This window comes from Pseudonocardia sp. TMWB2A, from assembly GCF_017312135.1.
Genome location: NZ_QKQY01000002.1, coordinates 2,819,259 through 2,836,379, shown reverse-complemented (window position 1 = coordinate 2,836,379; position 17,121 = coordinate 2,819,259). Strand labels below are relative to the sequence as shown.

Annotated in this window: 15 protein-coding genes and 1 pseudogene; 6 read left to right on the top strand and 10 right to left on the bottom strand. The window is 74.8% G+C overall.

Annotated features, from left to right (window positions below):
• Positions 1 to 13 precede the first annotated feature (13 nt).
• The 4 genes from DMP17_RS28190 to DMP17_RS28175 form a co-directional block, all read right to left on the bottom strand.
• The gene (locus DMP17_RS28190; RefSeq protein WP_083658629.1) at positions 14 to 1,390 is read right to left on the bottom strand and encodes a ferredoxin reductase family protein; all 1,377 of its coding nucleotides are present in this window, start codon (positions 1,388 to 1,390) and stop codon (positions 14 to 16) included.
• A 641-nt stretch (positions 1,391 to 2,031) separates the two neighbouring features.
• Positions 2,032 to 2,826 (bottom strand): tryptophan synthase subunit alpha, encoded by a 795-nt coding sequence (trpA, locus tag DMP17_RS28185; protein WP_337831080.1) that lies wholly within the window; start codon positions 2,824 to 2,826, stop codon positions 2,032 to 2,034.
• Positions 2,826 to 4,088: a tryptophan synthase subunit beta gene (gene trpB / locus DMP17_RS28180; protein WP_226354682.1), complete on the bottom strand. Its 1,263-nt coding sequence runs from the start codon at positions 4,086 to 4,088 to the stop codon at positions 2,826 to 2,828. Before trpB ends, trpA begins: the two co-directional genes overlap by 1 nt.
• A gap of 159 nt (positions 4,089 to 4,247) precedes the next feature.
• Entirely contained in the window at positions 4,248 to 5,492 is a 1,245-nt protein-coding gene (locus DMP17_RS28175; protein ID WP_308253066.1) for a CynX/NimT family MFS transporter, read from the bottom strand.
• 49 nt (positions 5,493 to 5,541) lie between these two features.
• Between DMP17_RS28175 and DMP17_RS28170 the strand changes: the two genes are divergently transcribed.
• Positions 5,542 to 6,291 (top strand): FadR/GntR family transcriptional regulator, encoded by a 750-nt coding sequence (locus DMP17_RS28170; protein WP_337831079.1) that lies wholly within the window; start codon positions 5,542 to 5,544, stop codon positions 6,289 to 6,291.
• A gap of 162 nt (positions 6,292 to 6,453) precedes the next feature.
• A pseudogene (gene mscL, locus DMP17_RS46480) lies at positions 6,454 to 6,831 on the top strand (large conductance mechanosensitive channel protein MscL); the annotation flags it as partial.
• A gap of 216 nt (positions 6,832 to 7,047) precedes the next feature.
• Here mscL and DMP17_RS28160 read toward each other — a convergent pair.
• Both DMP17_RS28160 and DMP17_RS28155 read right to left on the bottom strand, forming a co-directional pair.
• Positions 7,048 to 8,646 (bottom strand): multicopper oxidase family protein, encoded by a 1,599-nt coding sequence (locus DMP17_RS28160; protein ID WP_308016881.1) that lies wholly within the window; start codon positions 8,644 to 8,646, stop codon positions 7,048 to 7,050.
• 67 nt (positions 8,647 to 8,713) lie between these two features.
• Positions 8,714 to 9,235 (bottom strand): DUF6220 domain-containing protein, encoded by a 522-nt coding sequence (locus tag DMP17_RS28155; RefSeq protein ID WP_337831078.1) that lies wholly within the window; start codon positions 9,233 to 9,235, stop codon positions 8,714 to 8,716.
• A 115-nt stretch (positions 9,236 to 9,350) separates the two neighbouring features.
• Here DMP17_RS28155 and DMP17_RS28150 point away from each other — a divergent pair, with 115 nt between their 5' ends.
• A complete protein-coding gene (locus DMP17_RS28150) occupies positions 9,351 to 10,763 on the top strand; it encodes an APC family permease (protein WP_337831077.1) in 1,413 nt (470 codons plus the stop codon).
• Between the two features lie 9 nt (positions 10,764 to 10,772).
• Here DMP17_RS28150 and DMP17_RS28145 read toward each other — a convergent pair whose 3' ends face one another.
• The 4 genes from DMP17_RS28145 to DMP17_RS28130 form a co-directional block, all read right to left on the bottom strand.
• Positions 10,773 to 11,753, bottom strand: coding sequence for a zinc-dependent alcohol dehydrogenase family protein (locus DMP17_RS28145; RefSeq protein ID WP_073575685.1), 981 nt, complete (start codon positions 11,751 to 11,753; stop codon positions 10,773 to 10,775).
• A 125-nt stretch (positions 11,754 to 11,878) separates the two neighbouring features.
• On the bottom strand, positions 11,879 to 12,844 hold the full coding sequence (locus DMP17_RS28140; RefSeq protein ID WP_337831076.1) for a TIGR03557 family F420-dependent LLM class oxidoreductase: 966 nt from the start codon (positions 12,842 to 12,844) through the stop codon (positions 11,879 to 11,881).
• A gap of 54 nt (positions 12,845 to 12,898) precedes the next feature.
• Positions 12,899 to 13,846, bottom strand: coding sequence for an NADP-dependent oxidoreductase (locus DMP17_RS28135; protein ID WP_337831075.1), 948 nt, complete (start codon positions 13,844 to 13,846; stop codon positions 12,899 to 12,901).
• A gap of 47 nt (positions 13,847 to 13,893) precedes the next feature.
• A complete protein-coding gene (locus DMP17_RS28130) occupies positions 13,894 to 15,189 on the bottom strand; it encodes an amidohydrolase family protein (protein ID WP_337831074.1) in 1,296 nt (431 codons plus the stop codon).
• A 174-nt stretch (positions 15,190 to 15,363) separates the two neighbouring features.
• On the opposite strand from DMP17_RS28130, the gene DMP17_RS28125 reads away from it, so the two are divergent.
• From DMP17_RS28125 to DMP17_RS28115, 3 genes are read left to right on the top strand one after another with little or no spacing between them, the layout of a single operon-like run.
• Positions 15,364 to 15,774 (top strand): STAS domain-containing protein, encoded by a 411-nt coding sequence (locus DMP17_RS28125; RefSeq protein ID WP_083658628.1) that lies wholly within the window; start codon positions 15,364 to 15,366, stop codon positions 15,772 to 15,774.
• Positions 15,738 to 16,400 carry a DUF7002 family protein gene (locus tag DMP17_RS28120; protein ID WP_443217979.1) on the top strand — a complete coding sequence of 221 codons (663 nt, stop codon included), beginning with the start codon at positions 15,738 to 15,740 and terminating at the stop codon, positions 16,398 to 16,400. The genes DMP17_RS28125 and DMP17_RS28120 overlap by 37 nt, the downstream gene beginning before the upstream one ends.
• On the top strand, positions 16,397 to 17,113 hold the full coding sequence (locus DMP17_RS28115; RefSeq protein ID WP_226354672.1) for a hypothetical protein: 717 nt from the start codon (positions 16,397 to 16,399) through the stop codon (positions 17,111 to 17,113). The genes DMP17_RS28120 and DMP17_RS28115 overlap by 4 nt, the downstream gene beginning before the upstream one ends.
• Positions 17,114 to 17,121 lie beyond the last annotated feature (8 nt).

Here is a 17,121-nt window from a genome sequence, read left to right as displayed (position 1 = left end):
TCTCCTCCCCTTCTCAGACCTGGGCGAACTGCTCGGTGTGCACCCGGTCGTCCGGGACACCGAGCGCGGTGAGGGTGGCGAGGACGTCGCCGACGAGCTGCGGTCGGCCGCAGACGAAGTAGTCGAGCCGGCGGGCCGGGTCGTCGAGGTCGGTCAGGACGGCGGCGAGCAGCGCGGTGTCGATCGGCCCGGTCGCCCCGGACCAGTCCGCCGACGGGCGTCGCAGCACCTCGGTGACCTGCAGGTCGATCAGCGTGCGCAGGTGCGCGAGCTCGGCCCGGAACAGCAGGTCGGCGCGGTCGCGGGCGTGCACGACCAGCCGGTACGGCCGCCGGTCGCCGCGGTCGGCGGCGGTGCGCAGCATGCTCATCATCGGGGTGATCCCGACGCCGCCCGCGATCAGCACGAGCCCGGTGGACGGCACCGAGTCCGGGGTGAACGAGCCGTACGGTCCGTCCACCCAGACCGGGTCGCCGCGGCGCAGCTCGCGCAGCCGCCCGGCGAAGTCGCCGGTGTGCCGCACGGTGAACTCGACCCGCCCGCGGTCGGACGCCGACGACGCGATGGTGAACGGGTGCTCCTCCACCGACATCCGCTCCAGCCGCAGCCAGGCGAACTGGCCGGGCCGGAACCACGGTCCGGCGTGCCGGCCGGGCCGGGCGAGGACGAGCGTCGACACGGTGGGGCTCTCCGGGCGCACGACGTGCACCCGGAACTCGCCGGTCGCCGCGCGGGCGCCCCAGCGGAGCACCAGCACCGCGACCAGCAGCAGGCCGAGCCCGCCCAGCACGGGCCCCATGACGGCGTCGCCGACCAGGTTGTTCAGCCACAGCACGTGCAGCGACGACGCGCCGACGACGACCGCGGCCAGGCTCAGGTGCAGCCAGCGCCACACCTCGTGCGAGCCGGACCGGACACCGCGCAGCGCGAGCACCAGCAGCACGACGACCGCGATCGTCGCGAGGGTGGCGGCCTGGCCGCGGGCCGGTGCGGCGAGCGGCACGAGCAGCCCGACACGTTCCGGGTGGTCGGCCACCACGCAGGCGAGGTGCAGCGCGACCAGCACCCCGGCGAGCACGCCGAGCCTGCGGTGCAGGCCGAGCAGGGTCTCCAGGCCGAGGGCGCCGGAGAGCCCGCGCACCCGGGACGGCAGCACCGCGACGATCACCATCGCCGACAGCGCGAGCAGCCCGGTCAGCACCGAGAGCTGGTGCAGCAGCGGCTGCGGTCCGGAACGGAGCATCCAGATCAGCGACGGGCCGACGAGGACCGTGACCAGCACGGATCCCCACACCGTGCGGGCGCGGCGGTGCGCCAGCCAGGCGTCGGCGGGCGGCGGGGTGTCCCGCCGCAGGGGTGCGGTGACCGGATGCGGAACCGGGCGGGTCACCGGTCGCCGGGCGTGCGCCCGGCCGGTGAGGGTGCCCGCAGCGGGCGGGGGTGGTGGGTGCGCGAGCGGTGGACCGTCACGGACCGGCCTCGGGCCGGTCGCGGGTGCGACGCTACGGTCGGGCGGACGCCGGGGGCGCGTCCGCGCAGGGCGGGGCGGGTCATCGGATCACTCCGGTTCGTGGAACCGGCCGGGTGGGGAGCCCCGGCCACCGCCGCGGCATCCAGGGGGAGCGGGCCGCGGTGCGGTGACACGAACATAGGAACCCCACCGGGACGGGGTTGCGTTCCTGAGAACGCGCACCGCCGTCCGGTCGCCGGTGTCCGGCAGGCGGGGACCGATCGCTCCGGTCGGAGTACGGACGTACGACCGACCGGCGCGATGACTCTCAGGAACACGACGTTCACCGCGCGCGACCACCGCTGGTCCCGCGCAGTCGGCCTCCGGCGGCGCGGGCGGGCACGCCGGCACGGCCGGAGCCCGGACCCCCGGGCGCTCCGGAGACCGGCGGGGCCTATCCGGACCGCCGGGTCGATCGGCGGGTGGCCGGTCGGGAGCGGTGACCCGGCGGCTGCCGACGCCCTCCGGACGCACGACGGCCGCGCCCGCCCACGAGGACGGACGCGGCCGGTGGAGGAGGGTCAGGCGGAGACGCGCTCCGCGGCGCGGACGCCCTCGGCGAGCTCGCGGGCGAGCGACTCGACCGCGGACGGCCCGCCGGTCTCCAGCGCCTGCACGAACGCCGTCCCGACGATGACGCCGTCGGCGTAGGAGGCGACGTCGGCCGCCTGCTCCGCAGTCCGCACGCCCAGGCCGACGCACACCGGCAGGGTCGCGACCTCGCGCGCGCGGGCGACCAGGTCACGGGCCTCGACGCCGACCGAGCGGACGCCGGTGACACCCATCAGCGACGCGGCGTAGAGGAAGCCACGGCTGGACTCGACGGTCATCCGCATGCGCTCCGGGGTGGTGGTCTGCGCGACCAGGAAGATCCGGTCCAGGTCGTGCTTCTCCGACGCGGCCAGCCAGTCGTCGCAGTCGTCGGGCAGCAGGTCCGGGGTGATCAGGCCGGACCCGCCGGCCTCGGCCAGGTCCGCGGCGAACCGCTCGACGCCGTAGCGGTCGATCAGGTTCCAGTAGGTCATGACGACGGCCGGGGCGCCGGCGTCGACGACCCCGCGGACGGCGGTGAACGCGTCGCGGGAGCGGGCGCCGTTGTCCAGTGCCTGCTGGGTGGCGCGCTGGATGACCGGCCCGTCCATCAGCGGGTCGGAGTAGGGCAGCCCGACCTCGACGACGTCGACGCCGCCGGCGACCATGGCCCGCATCGCCTCGACCGAGCCCTCGACGGTCGGGTAGCCGACCGGCAGGTACCCGACCAGCGCGGCACGGCCCTCGGCCCGGACCGCCTCGATCCGCTGCTGCACGCTGCCCATCAGACCGCTCCGTCCGTCACGGCGTTGCCCTCGTCGTCGATCAGCTGGAAGTACTTCGCGGCGGTGTCGACGTCCTTGTCGCCGCGGCCGGACAGGTTGACCAGCACGACCTTGCCCTCGCCCAGGCGCTTCGCCTCGCGCAGCGCACCGGCCAGCGCGTGCGCGCTCTCGATGGCCGGGATGATGCCCTCGGTGCGGCAGAGCAGGCGGAAGGCCTCCATCGCCTCGGCGTCGGTGACCGACTCGTAGCGGGCGCGCTTCAGGTCGTGCAGCCAGGAGTGCTCCGGGCCGACGCCCGGGTAGTCCAGGCCCGCGGAGATGGAGTGCGAGTCGCGGGTCTGGCCGTCCTCGTCCTGGAGGATGAAGCTGCGCGAGCCGTGCAGGACGCCGACGTCGCCGCCGCCGATCGACGACGCGTGCCGCGGGGTGTCGACGCCGTCGCCGCCGGCCTCGAAACCGACCAGCTCGACGGAGGTGTCGTCGAGGAAGGCGTGGAAGATGCCCATCGCGTTGGAGCCGCCGCCGACGCAGGCGCAGACCAGGTCGGGAAGGGCACCGGTGAGGTCCTGGACCTGCTGCCGCGCCTCGACGCCGATGATCCGCTGGAAGTCGCGCACCATCGCCGGGAACGGGTGCGGCCCGGCGACCGAGCCGATGAGGTAGTGCGTGTCGGCCACGTTGGTGACCCAGTCACGCATGGCCTCGTTCATCGCGTCCTTGAGGGTCCGCGTGCCCGAGGTGACCGGGCGGACCTCCGCGCCGAGCATCCGCATCCGGGCGACGTTCAGCGCCTGGCGCCGGGTGTCGACCTCGCCCATGTAGACGACGCACTCCAGGCCCATCAGGGCGGCGGCCGTGGCCGAGGCGACGCCGTGCTGGCCCGCGCCGGTCTCGGCGATGACCCGGGTCTTGCCCATGCGCTTGGTGAGCAGCGCCTGACCCAGCACATTATTGATCTTGTGCGAGCCGGTGTGGTTCAGGTCCTCGCGCTTGAGCAGGATGCGCGCGCCACCGGCGTGCGCGGCGAACCGCGGCGCCTCGGTGACCAGGCTCGGGCGGCCCGAGTAGGTGCGGTGCAGCTCGGCGAGCTCGGCCTGGAAGGCCTCGTCGGTCATGGCCGCGTGGTAGGCCTGCTCGAGCTCGTCCAGCGCGGCGACCAGCGCCTCCGGGACGTAGCGGCCGCCGAAGCGGCCGAAGTACGGGCCGGTCTGGTCGACCAGCCGCGCCGTGTCCCCGGCCGGGGGAAGGGCGGTGTCGGTCACGAGTACTCCCTGACGGATCGAGGACCCCGATCTCGGGCCGCCGCCGGGCGGGGATGCGCCGGGAGATCGGGCAGTCACGACGGTACACCGGGCCCACGACGCCGGACGCGGCACCGGGGGCTCTCATATATCAGCGGCCCGGCGCCGCGCGGGCGGGCCTCAGACGTAGCGCGGGCGTCCCGCGACCCAGCCCAGCACCATCTCGGCGACGATCACCGCGCCGAGCAGCACCAGCGACGGCGTCCAGGACCCGGTGAGCCCGTGCAGGATCCCGAACAGGAACGGGCCGGTCGCGCCGATGAGGTAGCCGAAGCCCTGTGCCATCGCCGACAGGTCGGTGGTCTCGGCGGCCTCCCGGGTGCGCAGCGCGATCACGCCGAGCCCCAGCGGGAAGACCGCCATGCCGACGCCGAGCAGGACCGTCCACAGCCAGGGCGCGGCGGCCGGGGCGATCGCGAGCCCGGCGACGGCGGCCAGCGAGCAGCAGGCGAGCCCGACGATCCAGCCCGACTGCGACGCCCGGTTCAGCGCGATCGGCGGGATGACGAAGCTGAGCGGGATGCCGATCAGGTTGATCAGGGCGAGCATCAGCCCGGCGTCGGTGCGGGTGACCCCGACCGAGACGAACAGCTCCGAGAGCCACCCCATCGCGACGTAGGCGACGCAGGCCTGGAGCCCGAAGAACGCGGTGACCACCCAGGCCAGCGGGCGGCGCACCATCGGGCGCCGCTCCCCCGCGTCGGCGGCGCGCACGACCGGCTCCGGCTCACCGTGCCGGGCCCCGATCGTCCAGACGACCAGCGCGGCCAGCGACAGCAGCGCCCACGCCCCGACCGCGCCGCGCCAGCCGCCGAGCAGCGGCTCCAGCGGCGGCGTGAACGCGGCGCCGATCCCACCGCCCGCGGCCAGCGCGGCGGTGTAGATGCCGGTGACCCGGCCGACGGCGTGCGGGAAGGACTGCTTCACCACGACCGGGATCAGCACGTTGCCGATCGCGATGCCCGCCGCGGCGACGAAGGTGCCGCCGAGCACGACCCACGGGCCGTCGACGACGCGCAGCACGAGCCCGGCGGTCAGCACCGCCATCGCGAGGCCGATCGCGCGGGCCATGCCGAGCCGGCGGGAGAGCAGCGGCGCGGCGATCGCGGCGAGGCCGAAGCAGATGGTGGGCACCGCGGTGAGCACACTGGTCCAGACCGCGGAGGCGCCGAGGCCGTCACGGACCTCGCCGAGCACCGAGGACATCGAGGTCACGGCCGGGCGGAGGTTCGAGGCGGCGAGTGCCACCCCCACGACGAGCAGCGGGGTCCCGACGAGCGCACCGCGGCGCGACGGCCCGGTCTCCTCGGCCCGTCCGGTGGCGATGGTCTCCTCCGCGCGTGTCTCCTGCTCAGCAATGCTCACGAAACAGTATTGTTACAGACGTAGGATGTTCGGATGGAAGGATGATCCGGTGCCTCTCGTCACAGCGCGCCGCGGTGGACTGGTCGACCAGGTCATCGACCAGCTCCGTTCCGCCATCACCGGCGGTGAGTGGCCGGTCGGTGCCCGGATACCGCCGGAGTCGGAGCTGGCGTCGTCGTTGGAGGTCGGCCGCAACACCGTCCGCGAGGCCGTCCGCGCCCTCGCCCACGGCGGCCTGCTGGAGGTGCGCCAGGGCGACGGCACCTACGTGCGGGCCACCACCGAGCTGTCCGGGGCGCTGCGCACGCTGTGCGGCCCGGAGCTGCGCGAGGTGCTGGAGGTCCGCCGCACCCTGGAGGTCGAGGCGGCCCGGATGGCGGCCGCCCGGCGGACCGACGCCGACCTGACCGTCCTGCGGACGGCGCTGGCCGAGCGCGACCGGGCCGTCGCGGCCGTCGCGGCCCACGGCCGTCGCGGGGAGGAGCCGGACACCGCGGACCTGGAGCGTGCGGCCCGTGCGGACACCGACTTCCACGTGGCCGTCGTCCGGTGTGCGGGCAACAGCCTGCTCGTCGAGCTCTACCGGGGCGTGGTGGAGGCGGTCGCGGACAGCGTGAAGACCACGATGCCCGGCACCGCGGGCACCGAGGACGACATCTCCCACACCGGGATCGTCGAGGCCATCGCCGACGGCGACGTGGACCGTGCCGCCCGCGAGGCCGGCGACTTCCTGGACCGGCTCATCGCCGCCCGCCCGGTCACCCCGCAGGGCCCCGCCGGGGCCGGCCCCACCGCCTGACCCGCGACCCCGCACCCGGGCCGCCCGTCGACCGGCGCGTCCCGTCCGCCGCGCCGGGCCGCACGGTGCGGGCGCAGGCCCGGCACGGAGGTCACGGTCCGGTTACCCTCCTTCGCCGGACCCACCCCCCGCCCCCGACCCGATCTCGAGGAGTGCTCCGGCGTGCTGAAGGGCTTCAAGGAATTCCTGCTGCGTGGCAACGTGATCGACCTGGCGGTCGCCGTCGTCATCGGTGCGGCGTTCACGGCCGTGGTCACCGCCTTCACGAAGGCGTTCCTGGAGCCGCTGCTCCGGCTGTTCTCCGGCGGGGAGAACGCCGTGCCCCCGGGCACGATCCCGCTGACCGACGAGGTGCAGCTCGACTACGCGAGCTTCCTCAACGCCGTCATCACCTTCCTGATCACCGCCGCGGTCATCTACTTCCTGGTCGTCTTCCCGATGAAGTGGCTCCAGGAGCGCCGCAAGCGCGACTCCGAGGACCCGGCCCTGGAGACCGACCTCGACCTGCTGAAGGAGATCCGCGACCTGCTCCGCGACCAGGCCGAGCGGGACCGCGAGCGGGCCCTCGCCCCGGCACCCCGCGCCGTCGGACAGCCGCCGGTGCCGGCGCCGCCGATGCCGCCCGGCCCGCCGCCGGGCCGTCCGGTGCCGCCGCCGCACGCGTCGCAGCCGCCGCAGCCCGGCCCGGTCGACGACGGCTTCCCCGAGCCCTACCCGGACACCCCGCGCCGGTCCCGGCACCGCGGCTGAGCCCGCTCACTCCGGGTCGTTGCCCGACGGCCCGCCTACCCGGTACGGCGTGGTCACGCCCTCGTACATGAGGTGCGCCATCAGCCCCTCCGACGGGTGCGTCAGGTTGTGGCAGTGGTCCATCCACACCCCGGGGTTGTCGGCGACGAAGGCGATCTCGTAGCTGTCGCCGTCCGCGACGTCGAGCGAGTCGATCCACCAGGGACTGCCCGTCGCGGGCACCCCGTTGCGGGACAGCACGACGGCGTGGTGCCCGTGCAGGTGCATGGGGTGCACCTCGCCGCTGCCGTTGGCGATCCGCATCCGCACCACGTCGCCGCGGGCGACCATGAACATCGGCACGTCCGGCCACATGTGCCCGTTGACCGTCCACCACAGACCGGGCACGCCGTCGACGAAGCCGGGGCGGCGGCCGATGTCGTAGTCGAAGCGGCGGTCCGCGGCGGCCGGGTCGAACCCGAGCGGCGCGGGCATGCCGTAGACCAGCGGGTCGAGCACGCGGTCCGGGCGCGGTGCCGCCGCCGGGCCGGGGCCGTCGCCGAGGACGACCGCGGCGTTGCCGCCGATCTCCACCCGGGCCCCGCCGGGCGGCACGGTCACCTCCAGGTCCAGCCGCCCGCCCGCGGTGAGCAGCACCGACTCCCCCGTCACCGGGGGCGGGTCGTGCACCTCGGCCCCGTCGATCGCGACGAGGCGGTACGGCGCCCCGGTCACCCACGCCGAGGTCGGGCCGTTGTCGGTGTTGACCATCCGGACCCGGACCCGGGTGCCGGGCGCGGCGGGGACGGGCAGCACGGCGCGGCGGCCGTCGAGCAGGCGTGCGCCCTCGTAGACGTGGGCAGCGGCGACCACGTCCGGGCCGGTGGGGCCGTCGCGCGGCTCGACGACCAGCACCCCGTACAGGCCGCGCTGCACCTGGGTGTTCGCGACCTGGTGCGAGTGGTACCAGTAGGTCCCCGCGTCGCGGGCGACGAAGCGGTAGACGAACTCCCCACCCGGCCCGACGGCGTCCTGGGTGACGCCGGCGGTGCCGTCGTCGCCGTTCGGGACGTCGACGCCGTGCCAGTGCAGCGTGATGCCGTCCGGCACGTCGGCGTTGACCAGCCGGACCTGCAGCACGTCGCCCTGCCGGATCCGGATCAGCGGGCCGGGCGACATCCCGTTGAGGGTGTAGCCGTCGAGGGTGCGGCCCGAGGGCAGCGGGATCGCCTGCCTGCGGGCGGTGAGCGTCAGCGACACGGCGGGGGCGGCCGTCGAGGTCTCGCGCAGGGTGTCGACGCCCGCCCCGTGGTGGTCGTGCATCTCCGGGACCGGGGCGCCGCCGCCGGTGTCGACGTAGCCCATGTCGGTCACCGCGTACGGGGCCGGCAGCAGGCTCCCCCACCACAGCCAGCCGATCGGGGCCAGCAGGGCGAGCGTCGCGAGCACCGCCACCACCACCCGGCGACGCCCGGGCCGCGGCGGTGCGGGCGGGCCGTCCGGCGGTCCGGGCGGCAGCTCCACCAGCGGACCGAGCGGCGCTCCGGGCTCCGGCGGTGCCGTGGAGGCGGAGCCGGGCCCCGGCGGCGCCGTGCCGACGGGCTGCCGCGGAGCCGGTACACCCACGCCGGCCCCCGGACGCGTGTCCGGGGGCCGCGGTGCGGGGTCGGCGGTGATGGCGGAGCTCCCGGGCTCAGGCGACCCGCTCGCCGGCCGTCGCGGCGGCACCGGACCGCGTACCGGCCCGGTACCCCGCCACGACCGCGCCGGCGAACAGCGCGAGCGCGCAGAGCCCGTGCAGCGCCCCGAGCCCGGTCACCGAGTGCCCGAGGATGCCGAGCAGCACCTGCAGCGCGACCAGCCCGACGACGATCCCCGCCCATCGCACCCCACCCGGGACGCGCGCGAAGAACGCGACGACCAGCAGTGCCAGCGCCAGCACCGGGACGACGATCTGCCCGTTGATGCCGTGCAGCGCGAACCCGCCGACCCCGGTGAAGTCGGTCGTCTCGCTCTCCATCCCGGCCTTGTCGAGGACCCCGCCGCCCTCGATCCAGGTGGACAGACCGAACACGGCGTAGGCGATCGCGGCGGCCTGGATCAGGACCTCCAGCGCGACGAGATAGGCGATCACTCGGTAGGCGGTACGCACGGCGACCTCCGGCTCCTGCGACGAGCGGACGCCGGACAGTGAACGCCACGTGAGCGGGGTCACACATGCTCAATCCAGATGAAACACTCCACCCTTTCGACTCGACACGGCACGAACCCCCCACCAGGCTGTGCCGGTCGCTGGCGGCACGGGCCGCCGCGGAGGGGAGCGCACCACGATGGCGGACGTCACGACGTCGACGGCGGAGGACGGGCCCGCACTGAAGCGGGTCATGGGGCCCAAGCTCCTGCTGCTGTTCATCATCGGCGACATCCTGGGCACGGGCATCTACGCCCTGGTCGGCCAGGTCGCCGAGGAGGTCGGCGGGGCGGCGTGGGTGCCGTTCCTGGTCGCCTTCGCCATCGCCATGATCACCGCGTTCTCCTACCTGGAGCTCGTCACCAAGTACCCGCAGGCGGCGGGCGCCGCGCTCTACACGCACAAGGCGTTCGGCATCCACTTCCTGACGTTCATGGTCACCTTCGTGGTGATGAGCTCGGGGATCACCTCGGCGTCGACGGCGTCGCGGGCGTTCGCGGCGAACCTGAACGAGGGCTTCGGGCTGGACCTGGGCAACGGCGGGATCGTCCTGATCGCGCTCGGCTTCATGCTGCTGGTCGCGCTGGTGAACTTCCGCGGCGTCGGCGAGAGCGTGAAGCTCAACGTGGTGCTCACCCTGGTCGAGCTGTCCGGGCTGCTGCTGGTGATCCTGATCGGGATCTACGCCATCGCCGGCGGCGACGCCGACTGGTCGCGCGTCGTCGCCTTCGACACCCCCGAGGACAAGGGGGTGTTCCTCGCGGTCACCTCGGCGACCTCGCTGGCGTTCTTCGCGATGGTCGGCTTCGAGGACTCGGTGAACATGGCCGAGGAGTGCCACGAGCCGCGCCGCATCTTCCCCAAGATCATGATCACCGGCCTGACCGTCACCGGGGTCATCTACGTGCTCGTCGCCATCTGCTCGGTGGCGCTGGTCCCGGTCGGCCCGCTGGCCGGGAGCGAGACACCGCTGGTCGAGGTCGTCCGCGCCGGCGCCCCCGGGATCCCGGCCGACGTCGTGCTGCCGTTCATCTCGATGTTCGCCGTCGCCAACTCGGCGCTGATCAACATGCTGATGGCCTCGCGGCTGCTCTACGGCATGGCCAACCAGGCCGTGCTGCCCAAGCCGCTGGCCCGGGTGCACCCGTTCCGCCGCACCCCGTGGGTGGCGATCATCTTCACGACGCTGATCTCGTTCGCGCTGATCAGCTACGTGTCGCTGGACTCTGACTCCGACGTCGTCTCCGCGCTCGGCGGCACCACGTCGCTGCTGCTGCTCGCGGTCTTCACCATCGTCAACATCGCGGTGCTGGTGCTGCGCCGCGACCGGATCGCCGAGGACCACTTCCGGGCCCCGCCCGGGCTGCCGGTCGTCGGCGCCGTCGCCAGCCTGTACCTGGTCCTGCCGTTCTCCGGGCGGGACACGATCCAGTACGAGCTGGCCGGGCTGCTGCTCCTGCTCGGCCTGGTCCTCTACGCGATCACCCTGCTGCTCAACCGCAGGCTCGGGGTGAAGAACGCGGCCCTGGACCCGTCGAAGCTGGACGGCTGAGCCGTCCGATCACGGCCGGAGGACGATCTTCCCGACCTGGGCGTTGGACTCCAGGTGCTCGTGCGCGGCGACGACCTGGTCGAGGCCGTCGAACACCCGGTCCACCTGCGGGGCGAAGTCCCCGCCGCGCATCCCCGCGGCGACGAACGCGGCCGCCCGGCGCAGGCGTTCGGCGTCGCGGGTCATCGCGAACAGGGTGAACGAGCGGACGACGAGGTCGGGCAGCGTCGCCGTCGGGAAGATCGTCGGTTCGCCCGAGAGCCTGCCGTGGATGACGATCGTGCCGTCCGGGCGGACCGCGTCGGCCATCGTCTCGACGGCGGGTCCGGCGACGGCGTCGAACACGACGTCCAGGCCCCGCCCGCCGGTGATCTCCCGGCAGCGCGCGACGAGGTCCTCCTCCCCGGTGGCGACGACGTGTGCGGCGCCGGCGTCGAGCAGCGCCTGCGCCTTGGCGCGGCTGCGGCTGGTGGCGATCGGGACGGCGCCGATCCGGTTCGCGGTCGCGATCGCCGCCAGCCCCACGCTCGACGACGCCGCCGTGACCAGCACGTGGTCGCCCGGCTGCAGGACGCGCGGTTCGAGCAACCCGGCGTAGGCGACGAGGAACGGCATCCAGGTCGCGGCCCCGGTCACCGCGTCCACCGGCCGCGGGACCAGGGCCCGGGCCGGGACGAGGGCGTGGTCGCCGTAGACGGTGTGGTCGTTCATCGAGAACGCCGGGACGATGCTCACCGGGTCCCCCGCCGACCAGCGGTCCACGCCCGCGCCGACGGCGGCGACGGTGCCCGCGGCCTCGTAGCCCAGACCGGCCGGGAGCCGGGTCGGCTCGATGTACTCACCGCGCCGGAACATCGACTCGGCCCGGTTCAGCCCGATCGCCTCGACGGCGACGACGGCCTCCCCCGGCCCCGGCTGCGGCACGGGCTCCTCGACGACCGTGAGCACCTCGGGCCCGCCGAGCTCGGTGAAGCGAACGACCCTGTTCATGCCCTCCACCCTGCCGGTCGGCCCGGCCCGTGCACCCCGTCCGACCGGAGGGGCCGGACCGGCCGTGATCCACGATCGGGCACCGTTCGCGTCGCCCGGCGACCCGTCCGGTGCCCGATCCGTGATCACCGGCCGGGCAGGTCGTGCAGGCGCCCGGCGAGTTCCTTCTCGTAGAAGGTGAAGAACTCCTCGACGTCCGGTCCGGCGCTGATCAGCGCGAGCCGGTCGTAGCCCGCGTCGGCGAAGCCCTTCACCGTCGCGACGTGGGTCTCGACGTCCGGGCCCGCCCCGAACGCGTCGGCCATGTCCTCCCTGCGGACGAAGGCCGTCGCGGCCTCGAAGTTGCGCACGTTCGGCAGCTCGGCCTGGATCTTCCAGCCGGTCGGGCCGAACCGGAACAGCCGGTGCGCGGACTCCAGCGCCGCGTCGACGGTACCGGCGTAGGCCAGCGGGACCTCGGCCCAGCGGGAGCCGGTGCCACCGGCCGTGGTGTAGGCGTCGATCAGGTCGATGCGGGGCTCGGTGGCGAACAGGCCGTCGCCCAGCTCACCGGCGATCCGGGCCGCCTTCGGCCCACCCGCGGCGACGACGATGTCCGGCAGCGTCTCCGGCAGGTCGAACACCCGCGCGTCGGAGATGGACAGGTGGGTGCCGCGGTAGGTGCGGTAGCCGCCGCTCCACAGCAGACGGATGATCTCCAGCGCCTCGCGGAGCATCGCGTGCCGCACCCCGACGACCGGCCACGGGTGTCCGGTTACGTGCTCGGACAGCTGCTCGCCGGAGCCGACACCGAGGGTGAACCGGCCGTCGGACAGCAGCGCGGTCGTCGCCGCGGCCTGGGCGATGATCGCCGGGTGGTAGCGGATCGTCGGGCAGGTCACCCCGGTGGCCAGGCCGATCCGCTCGGTCCGCATCGCGATCGCGGCGAGGATCGACCAGGCGAACCCGGAGTGCCCGTGGCTCTCCAGCCACGGGTGGTAGTGGTCGGAGATCTCGACGAAGTCGAAACCGGCCTCCTCCGCCCGGACGGCCTGGCGGACCATCTCCTGCGGCGTGTGGGCCTCGGCGAAGAGCTTGAAGCCGATCTGCACGACGGGTGTCCTCTCCTCGGGGGTGCCCCGGCGGGATTCCCGGCAGGCGTCGGATCACTCCTGCGGCAGCAGGACGATCTTCCCCGCGGTGTGCCGCTTCTCCAGCTCGGTGTAGGCCTCGCGGACCCCGTCGAGCGGGTACCGGGCCGCGATCGCGACCTGCAGGGCCCCGTCGGCGACGAGCGCGCCGAGCGCGGCGAGGTCGTCGCGGCCCGCGGCGTCGGCGGTGCCCCGGGTGGCGGCGCCGTGGGCCTGCGCACCCTCGAAGTCGATGATCGTGTTGATCCGCTCCGGGGCGACGCCGAGCTCGCGGGCGAGCGCGACGTAGCCGCCGCCGTACAGGTCGACGACGGCGTGCACCCGGTCCGGCGTCGCGGCGCGCAGGTTCGCCAGCGTCTCCTCGGGCGAGGACCCGTAGGCGACCGGGGTCACGGCCAGCTCGCGCAGCCGGTCGTGGTTGCGCTCCGAGGCGATCCCGACGACCTCCACGTCGCGCAGTGTCAGCAGCTGCACCGCGATCTGCCCCACCCCGCCCGCGGCACCGGCGACGACGACCGTCTCCCCCGGCTGCGGGTCCACCGACGCGACCGACGCGGCCGCGGCCGTCCCGGCGATGTAGAGCACGCCGGCCGTCGCGGCGTCGAGACCGGCCGGGCGGCGCAGGACCTGTTCGGCGGGCACGTCGACGTGGGTGGCCTGGGCGGCGCGGTCGTCGGTCCAGCCGAAGACGTCGTTGCCGGGCTCGACGTCGGTGACGCCCTCCCCGACCGCCGCGACGACCCCGGCCCAGTCGCTGCCCTGCCCGCTGGGGAACGTGCTGGGCCAGGCGTCGGCGAACACGCCCTCGCGCAGCGCGGCCTCACCCGGGTTGATCCCGGCCGCGTGCACCTCGACCAGGACGCGGCCCGGACCGGGGTCCTCGAACCCGACACCGGTCACGTACAGCTCGTCGACGCCGCCGTAGCGGTCGTACCGCACGGCCCTGCCCTCACGTGTGCTCATGTCGGGCAGCGTTCCCGCTCCGCGACGGCCTGCACCGATGAGCCGGGTCACACCGGGGGGTGCAGCTCCACGGCCGCGCCGGAGACGGTCCGACGGCCGCCCTTCAGCACCCAGCGGACCGGTGCGACGGCGGCGACCGCCGTGCCCGGGTCGGGTGCGTCGAGGCAGACCAGGTCGGCCGGGGCACCCGCGACGACCCCGGTGGCGGCGGCCGGGGTGCCGAGCACCCGGGCGGCGCGCGGGCCGACCAGGTCAAGGCAGGCCGCCAGCTGCTCCGGCGACGCCTGGTGGGTCAGGTTGGCGTAGAGGTTCGCCATCCGGACCAGGGAGCCGTCGCCGTAGGGGGTGAAGGCGTTGCGCACGTTGTTCGTGGCCACCGCGGCCGCGGCGTCGCGCTCGACGAGCCGGTCCAGCACGACGACCCCGCGCGGCGCCCCGGCGCCGGTCTCCCGGCCGGTGAGGAACAGGTCCGTCGACGGCAGGGAGACCACGCCGACCCCCGTCCCGGCGCACCGGTCCAGCACCGCCGCGCGCCGGTCCGGCTCCAGGAACGACCACGCCGTGCCGTGGCCCGCGGTGACCCGGCCGCCGAGCCCGGCGCGCTCGGTCAGGTCGCACAGCGTGCCGATCAGCGCGCCCTCGGCGGTGCCGTCGAACAGGTCCAGGTGCAGGTCGACGTCGGCGTCGTGGTCCGCGGCCAGCCCGAACACGCGGTCCAGCTGGCCCGCGGGGTCGTCGTCGGCGTAGGGGGCGCCGCCCACGACCGCGCGCCGGCCCGCCGCGCGGGCCCCGCCGAGCGCCTCGTCGAGCAGCCGGGCCGTCTCCGGCGAGCCGGTCAGGCCGTCCTGGGCGAACACGCAGACCTCGACGTCGACGGCCCACGCCCACTCCGCCGCGGCCGCCAGCACGCCCTCCAGCCCGCGCCGCCCGACGGTCGGGTCGAGCTCGACGTGGGTCCGCACCCGGGTGGTGCCGTGCGCGACGCAGGACGCCAGGACGGCCCCGGCGCGGGCGGCGACGTCCTCGACGGTGAAGTCCGCCTTCATCGCCGCGGTCTCGGCCATCGCGTCGTCGACGGTGCCGCCGGACCACGAGCAGCGGTCCGCGGTGAGCGCCTTGTCCAGGTGCAGGTGCGCGTCGACGAGACCGCCGACGACGAGCCGGTCCCCCGCGTCGGTACCGGGTGCCCCGGCGGGGGCCGGGGCACCCACCGACCGGATCCTGCCGCCGGACATCACGATGTCGACGGCGCCGTCGTGGCCGGGGACGCGGGCGCGCCGCACGACGGTCACGGCGCCGTCGTCGGCCGGGTCCGGGGGGCGCGGTGATGCGGAGGTGGTCACCCGGTGAAGACTCTCTCCCCGGCCGGGATCCCGCAGGTCGACCGGTGGACAACGGCCCGGGGCCCGGTACGGTGAACCCATCGGAAACTCGGCCGTACGTCCCCGGACACGCGGCCCCGCACCATCCGGCAGGCGGGGTCGTGGGCGAGGCGTGCCCCGAGCCGGGCGGCCGTCGTGACGTCCGCCGAGCCCGGCCGCCGGCGGCTCGGCCACACGGGAAGCTGGCCGGAGCCGCACTCCCGGGTGAGCCTGCGCGAGCACACCCCGGCGCCCGGTGTGACCGTCCTCGAGGTGATCGGTGACGTCGACCTCGCCGAGGCCGAGGCGATCCGGGCCCGGATGTCGGAGATGCTCCACCAGACGCGACCGGCGCGGGCCCTGCTGGACCTGTCCGGCGTCGGGTTCCTCGGGTCGCACGGTCTGACCGCGGTGGTCCGGTCCTCCCGGGCGGCCGGTGAGGCCGGGGTCCGTCTCGACGGGGTCACCGGCCCGGGCAACCGTGCGGTGATCCGGCCGGTGCGGATGACCGGGCTGGACCAGGTCATCACCTGGTACCCGGACCTCGACACGGCCCTGGGGGCCTGAGCCTGCACCCCGACGATCTCGTCCGCCGCGCGCCGCGCCTGTTCCACACCACGCCCGCCGCGTCGTGGCCCGGGATCGCCACGCACGGACTGCTGCCGGTCGCGGGGCTGCTCGACCTGTTCGGGGTGACCGGCGACGAGCGGGAACGGCTGCTGACCACGCGTCGCCCGCGGGCGGTGCGGCTGCACCACCCCGAACACGGCACCGCCTGGCTGCGTGACCAGCGCCCGCTCAACCCCGCCGCCCTGGGACGGATGCTCGACCCGGGGTCCGGCTTCGGTGTGGCCGACTACCTGCGCCGGATCAACGGCTGCGCGTTCCTGTGGGCGGACCCCGCCCGCCTGCGCCGGCTGCACGCGCTGCCCCGCTACGCCGACACCGAGCACGTCGTCCTCACCGTCGACACCGCGTCGCTCCTGGCCGCGCACGGCGACCGGGTGCTCGTGACCCGGATCAACTCCGGCGCCGCGCTGTTCGCGCAGGGGCGGCGCGGGCCGGACACCTTCCTGCCGGTGGAGCGGGTGCCGTCGTCGTGGCGGCCGGTGGAGGTGGCCGTGCCCGGCGGCGTCCCGGACCTGCTCGCGCGCCTGGTGGACGCCCCGGCCGTACCGGAGCGCTCCGGATGAGCCGGCCGGTCGCCGTCGTGTTCGCCGACGCCTGGACCCGGCCGTCGGCCGAGGACCACACCGACGACACCGAGGCCGTCGCCGACCTGCTGCGCCGCAGCGGTCACGGGTTCGACGTCCGGACCGCGGGCCCGGCGGGCGACCGTCCACTGCGCGAGGCGCTCTCCGACCCGGACACCATGCTGTTCGCCCACCCCGGTGCCTCCGGCGACGACGAGGCCGCGTTCCGGCGGCTGCGCGCGGACAAGGGCGCGATCCGCCGGTTCGTCCACCGGGGCGGGTGCTACCTGGGCGTCTGCATGGGCGCGTTCCTGGTGGAGCACGGCTTCCTCAACCTCGTCGGCCTCGCCGTCGACGAGTACTGGTCCCGCCCGGGGGCCGATCCGTCCACCCCGGACCCGGCCCTGGTCACGGTCCGGTGGCGTGGAGCCGAACGGCGGATGTACTTCCAGGACGGGGGCGTGATCCGGCCGACACGCCGGGCGCTCGCAGAGACCGAGATCCTCGCCACATACACCGACGGCACGGTGGCCGCCTGCGTGACCCGATGCGGTGACGGCGCGGTCGGAGTCGTCGGCCCGCACCCCGAGGCCCCGCCCTCGTGGTTCCACGACCACGGTGTCGACCTCCCGGCCGACCATGATCATGACCTGGGGATCGACCTCGTCGACACGCTGGTCAGGACGGTCCACGGGTCGTCGTCGCCGTCCTGACGACGGCG

What these genes read in the sequence shown, in the direction of transcription:
- DMP17_RS28145 (WP_073575685.1), bottom strand. Translation starts at nt 11,753, where the DNA reads ATGAACAGGGTCGTTCGCTTCACCGAGCTCGGCGGGCCCGAGGTGCTC.
- trpA (WP_337831080.1), bottom strand. Translation starts at nt 2,826, where the DNA reads ATGGGCAGCGTGCAGCAGCGGATCGAGGCGGTCCGGGCCGAGGGCCGT.
- DMP17_RS28150 (WP_337831077.1), top strand. Translation starts at nt 9,351, where the DNA reads ATGGCGGACGTCACGACGTCGACGGCGGAGGACGGGCCCGCACTGAAG.
- DMP17_RS28135 (WP_337831075.1), bottom strand. Translation starts at nt 13,846, where the DNA reads ATGAGCACACGTGAGGGCAGGGCCGTGCGGTACGACCGCTACGGCGGC.
- DMP17_RS28115 (WP_226354672.1), top strand. Translation starts at nt 16,397, where the DNA reads ATGAGCCGGCCGGTCGCCGTCGTGTTCGCCGACGCCTGGACCCGGCCG.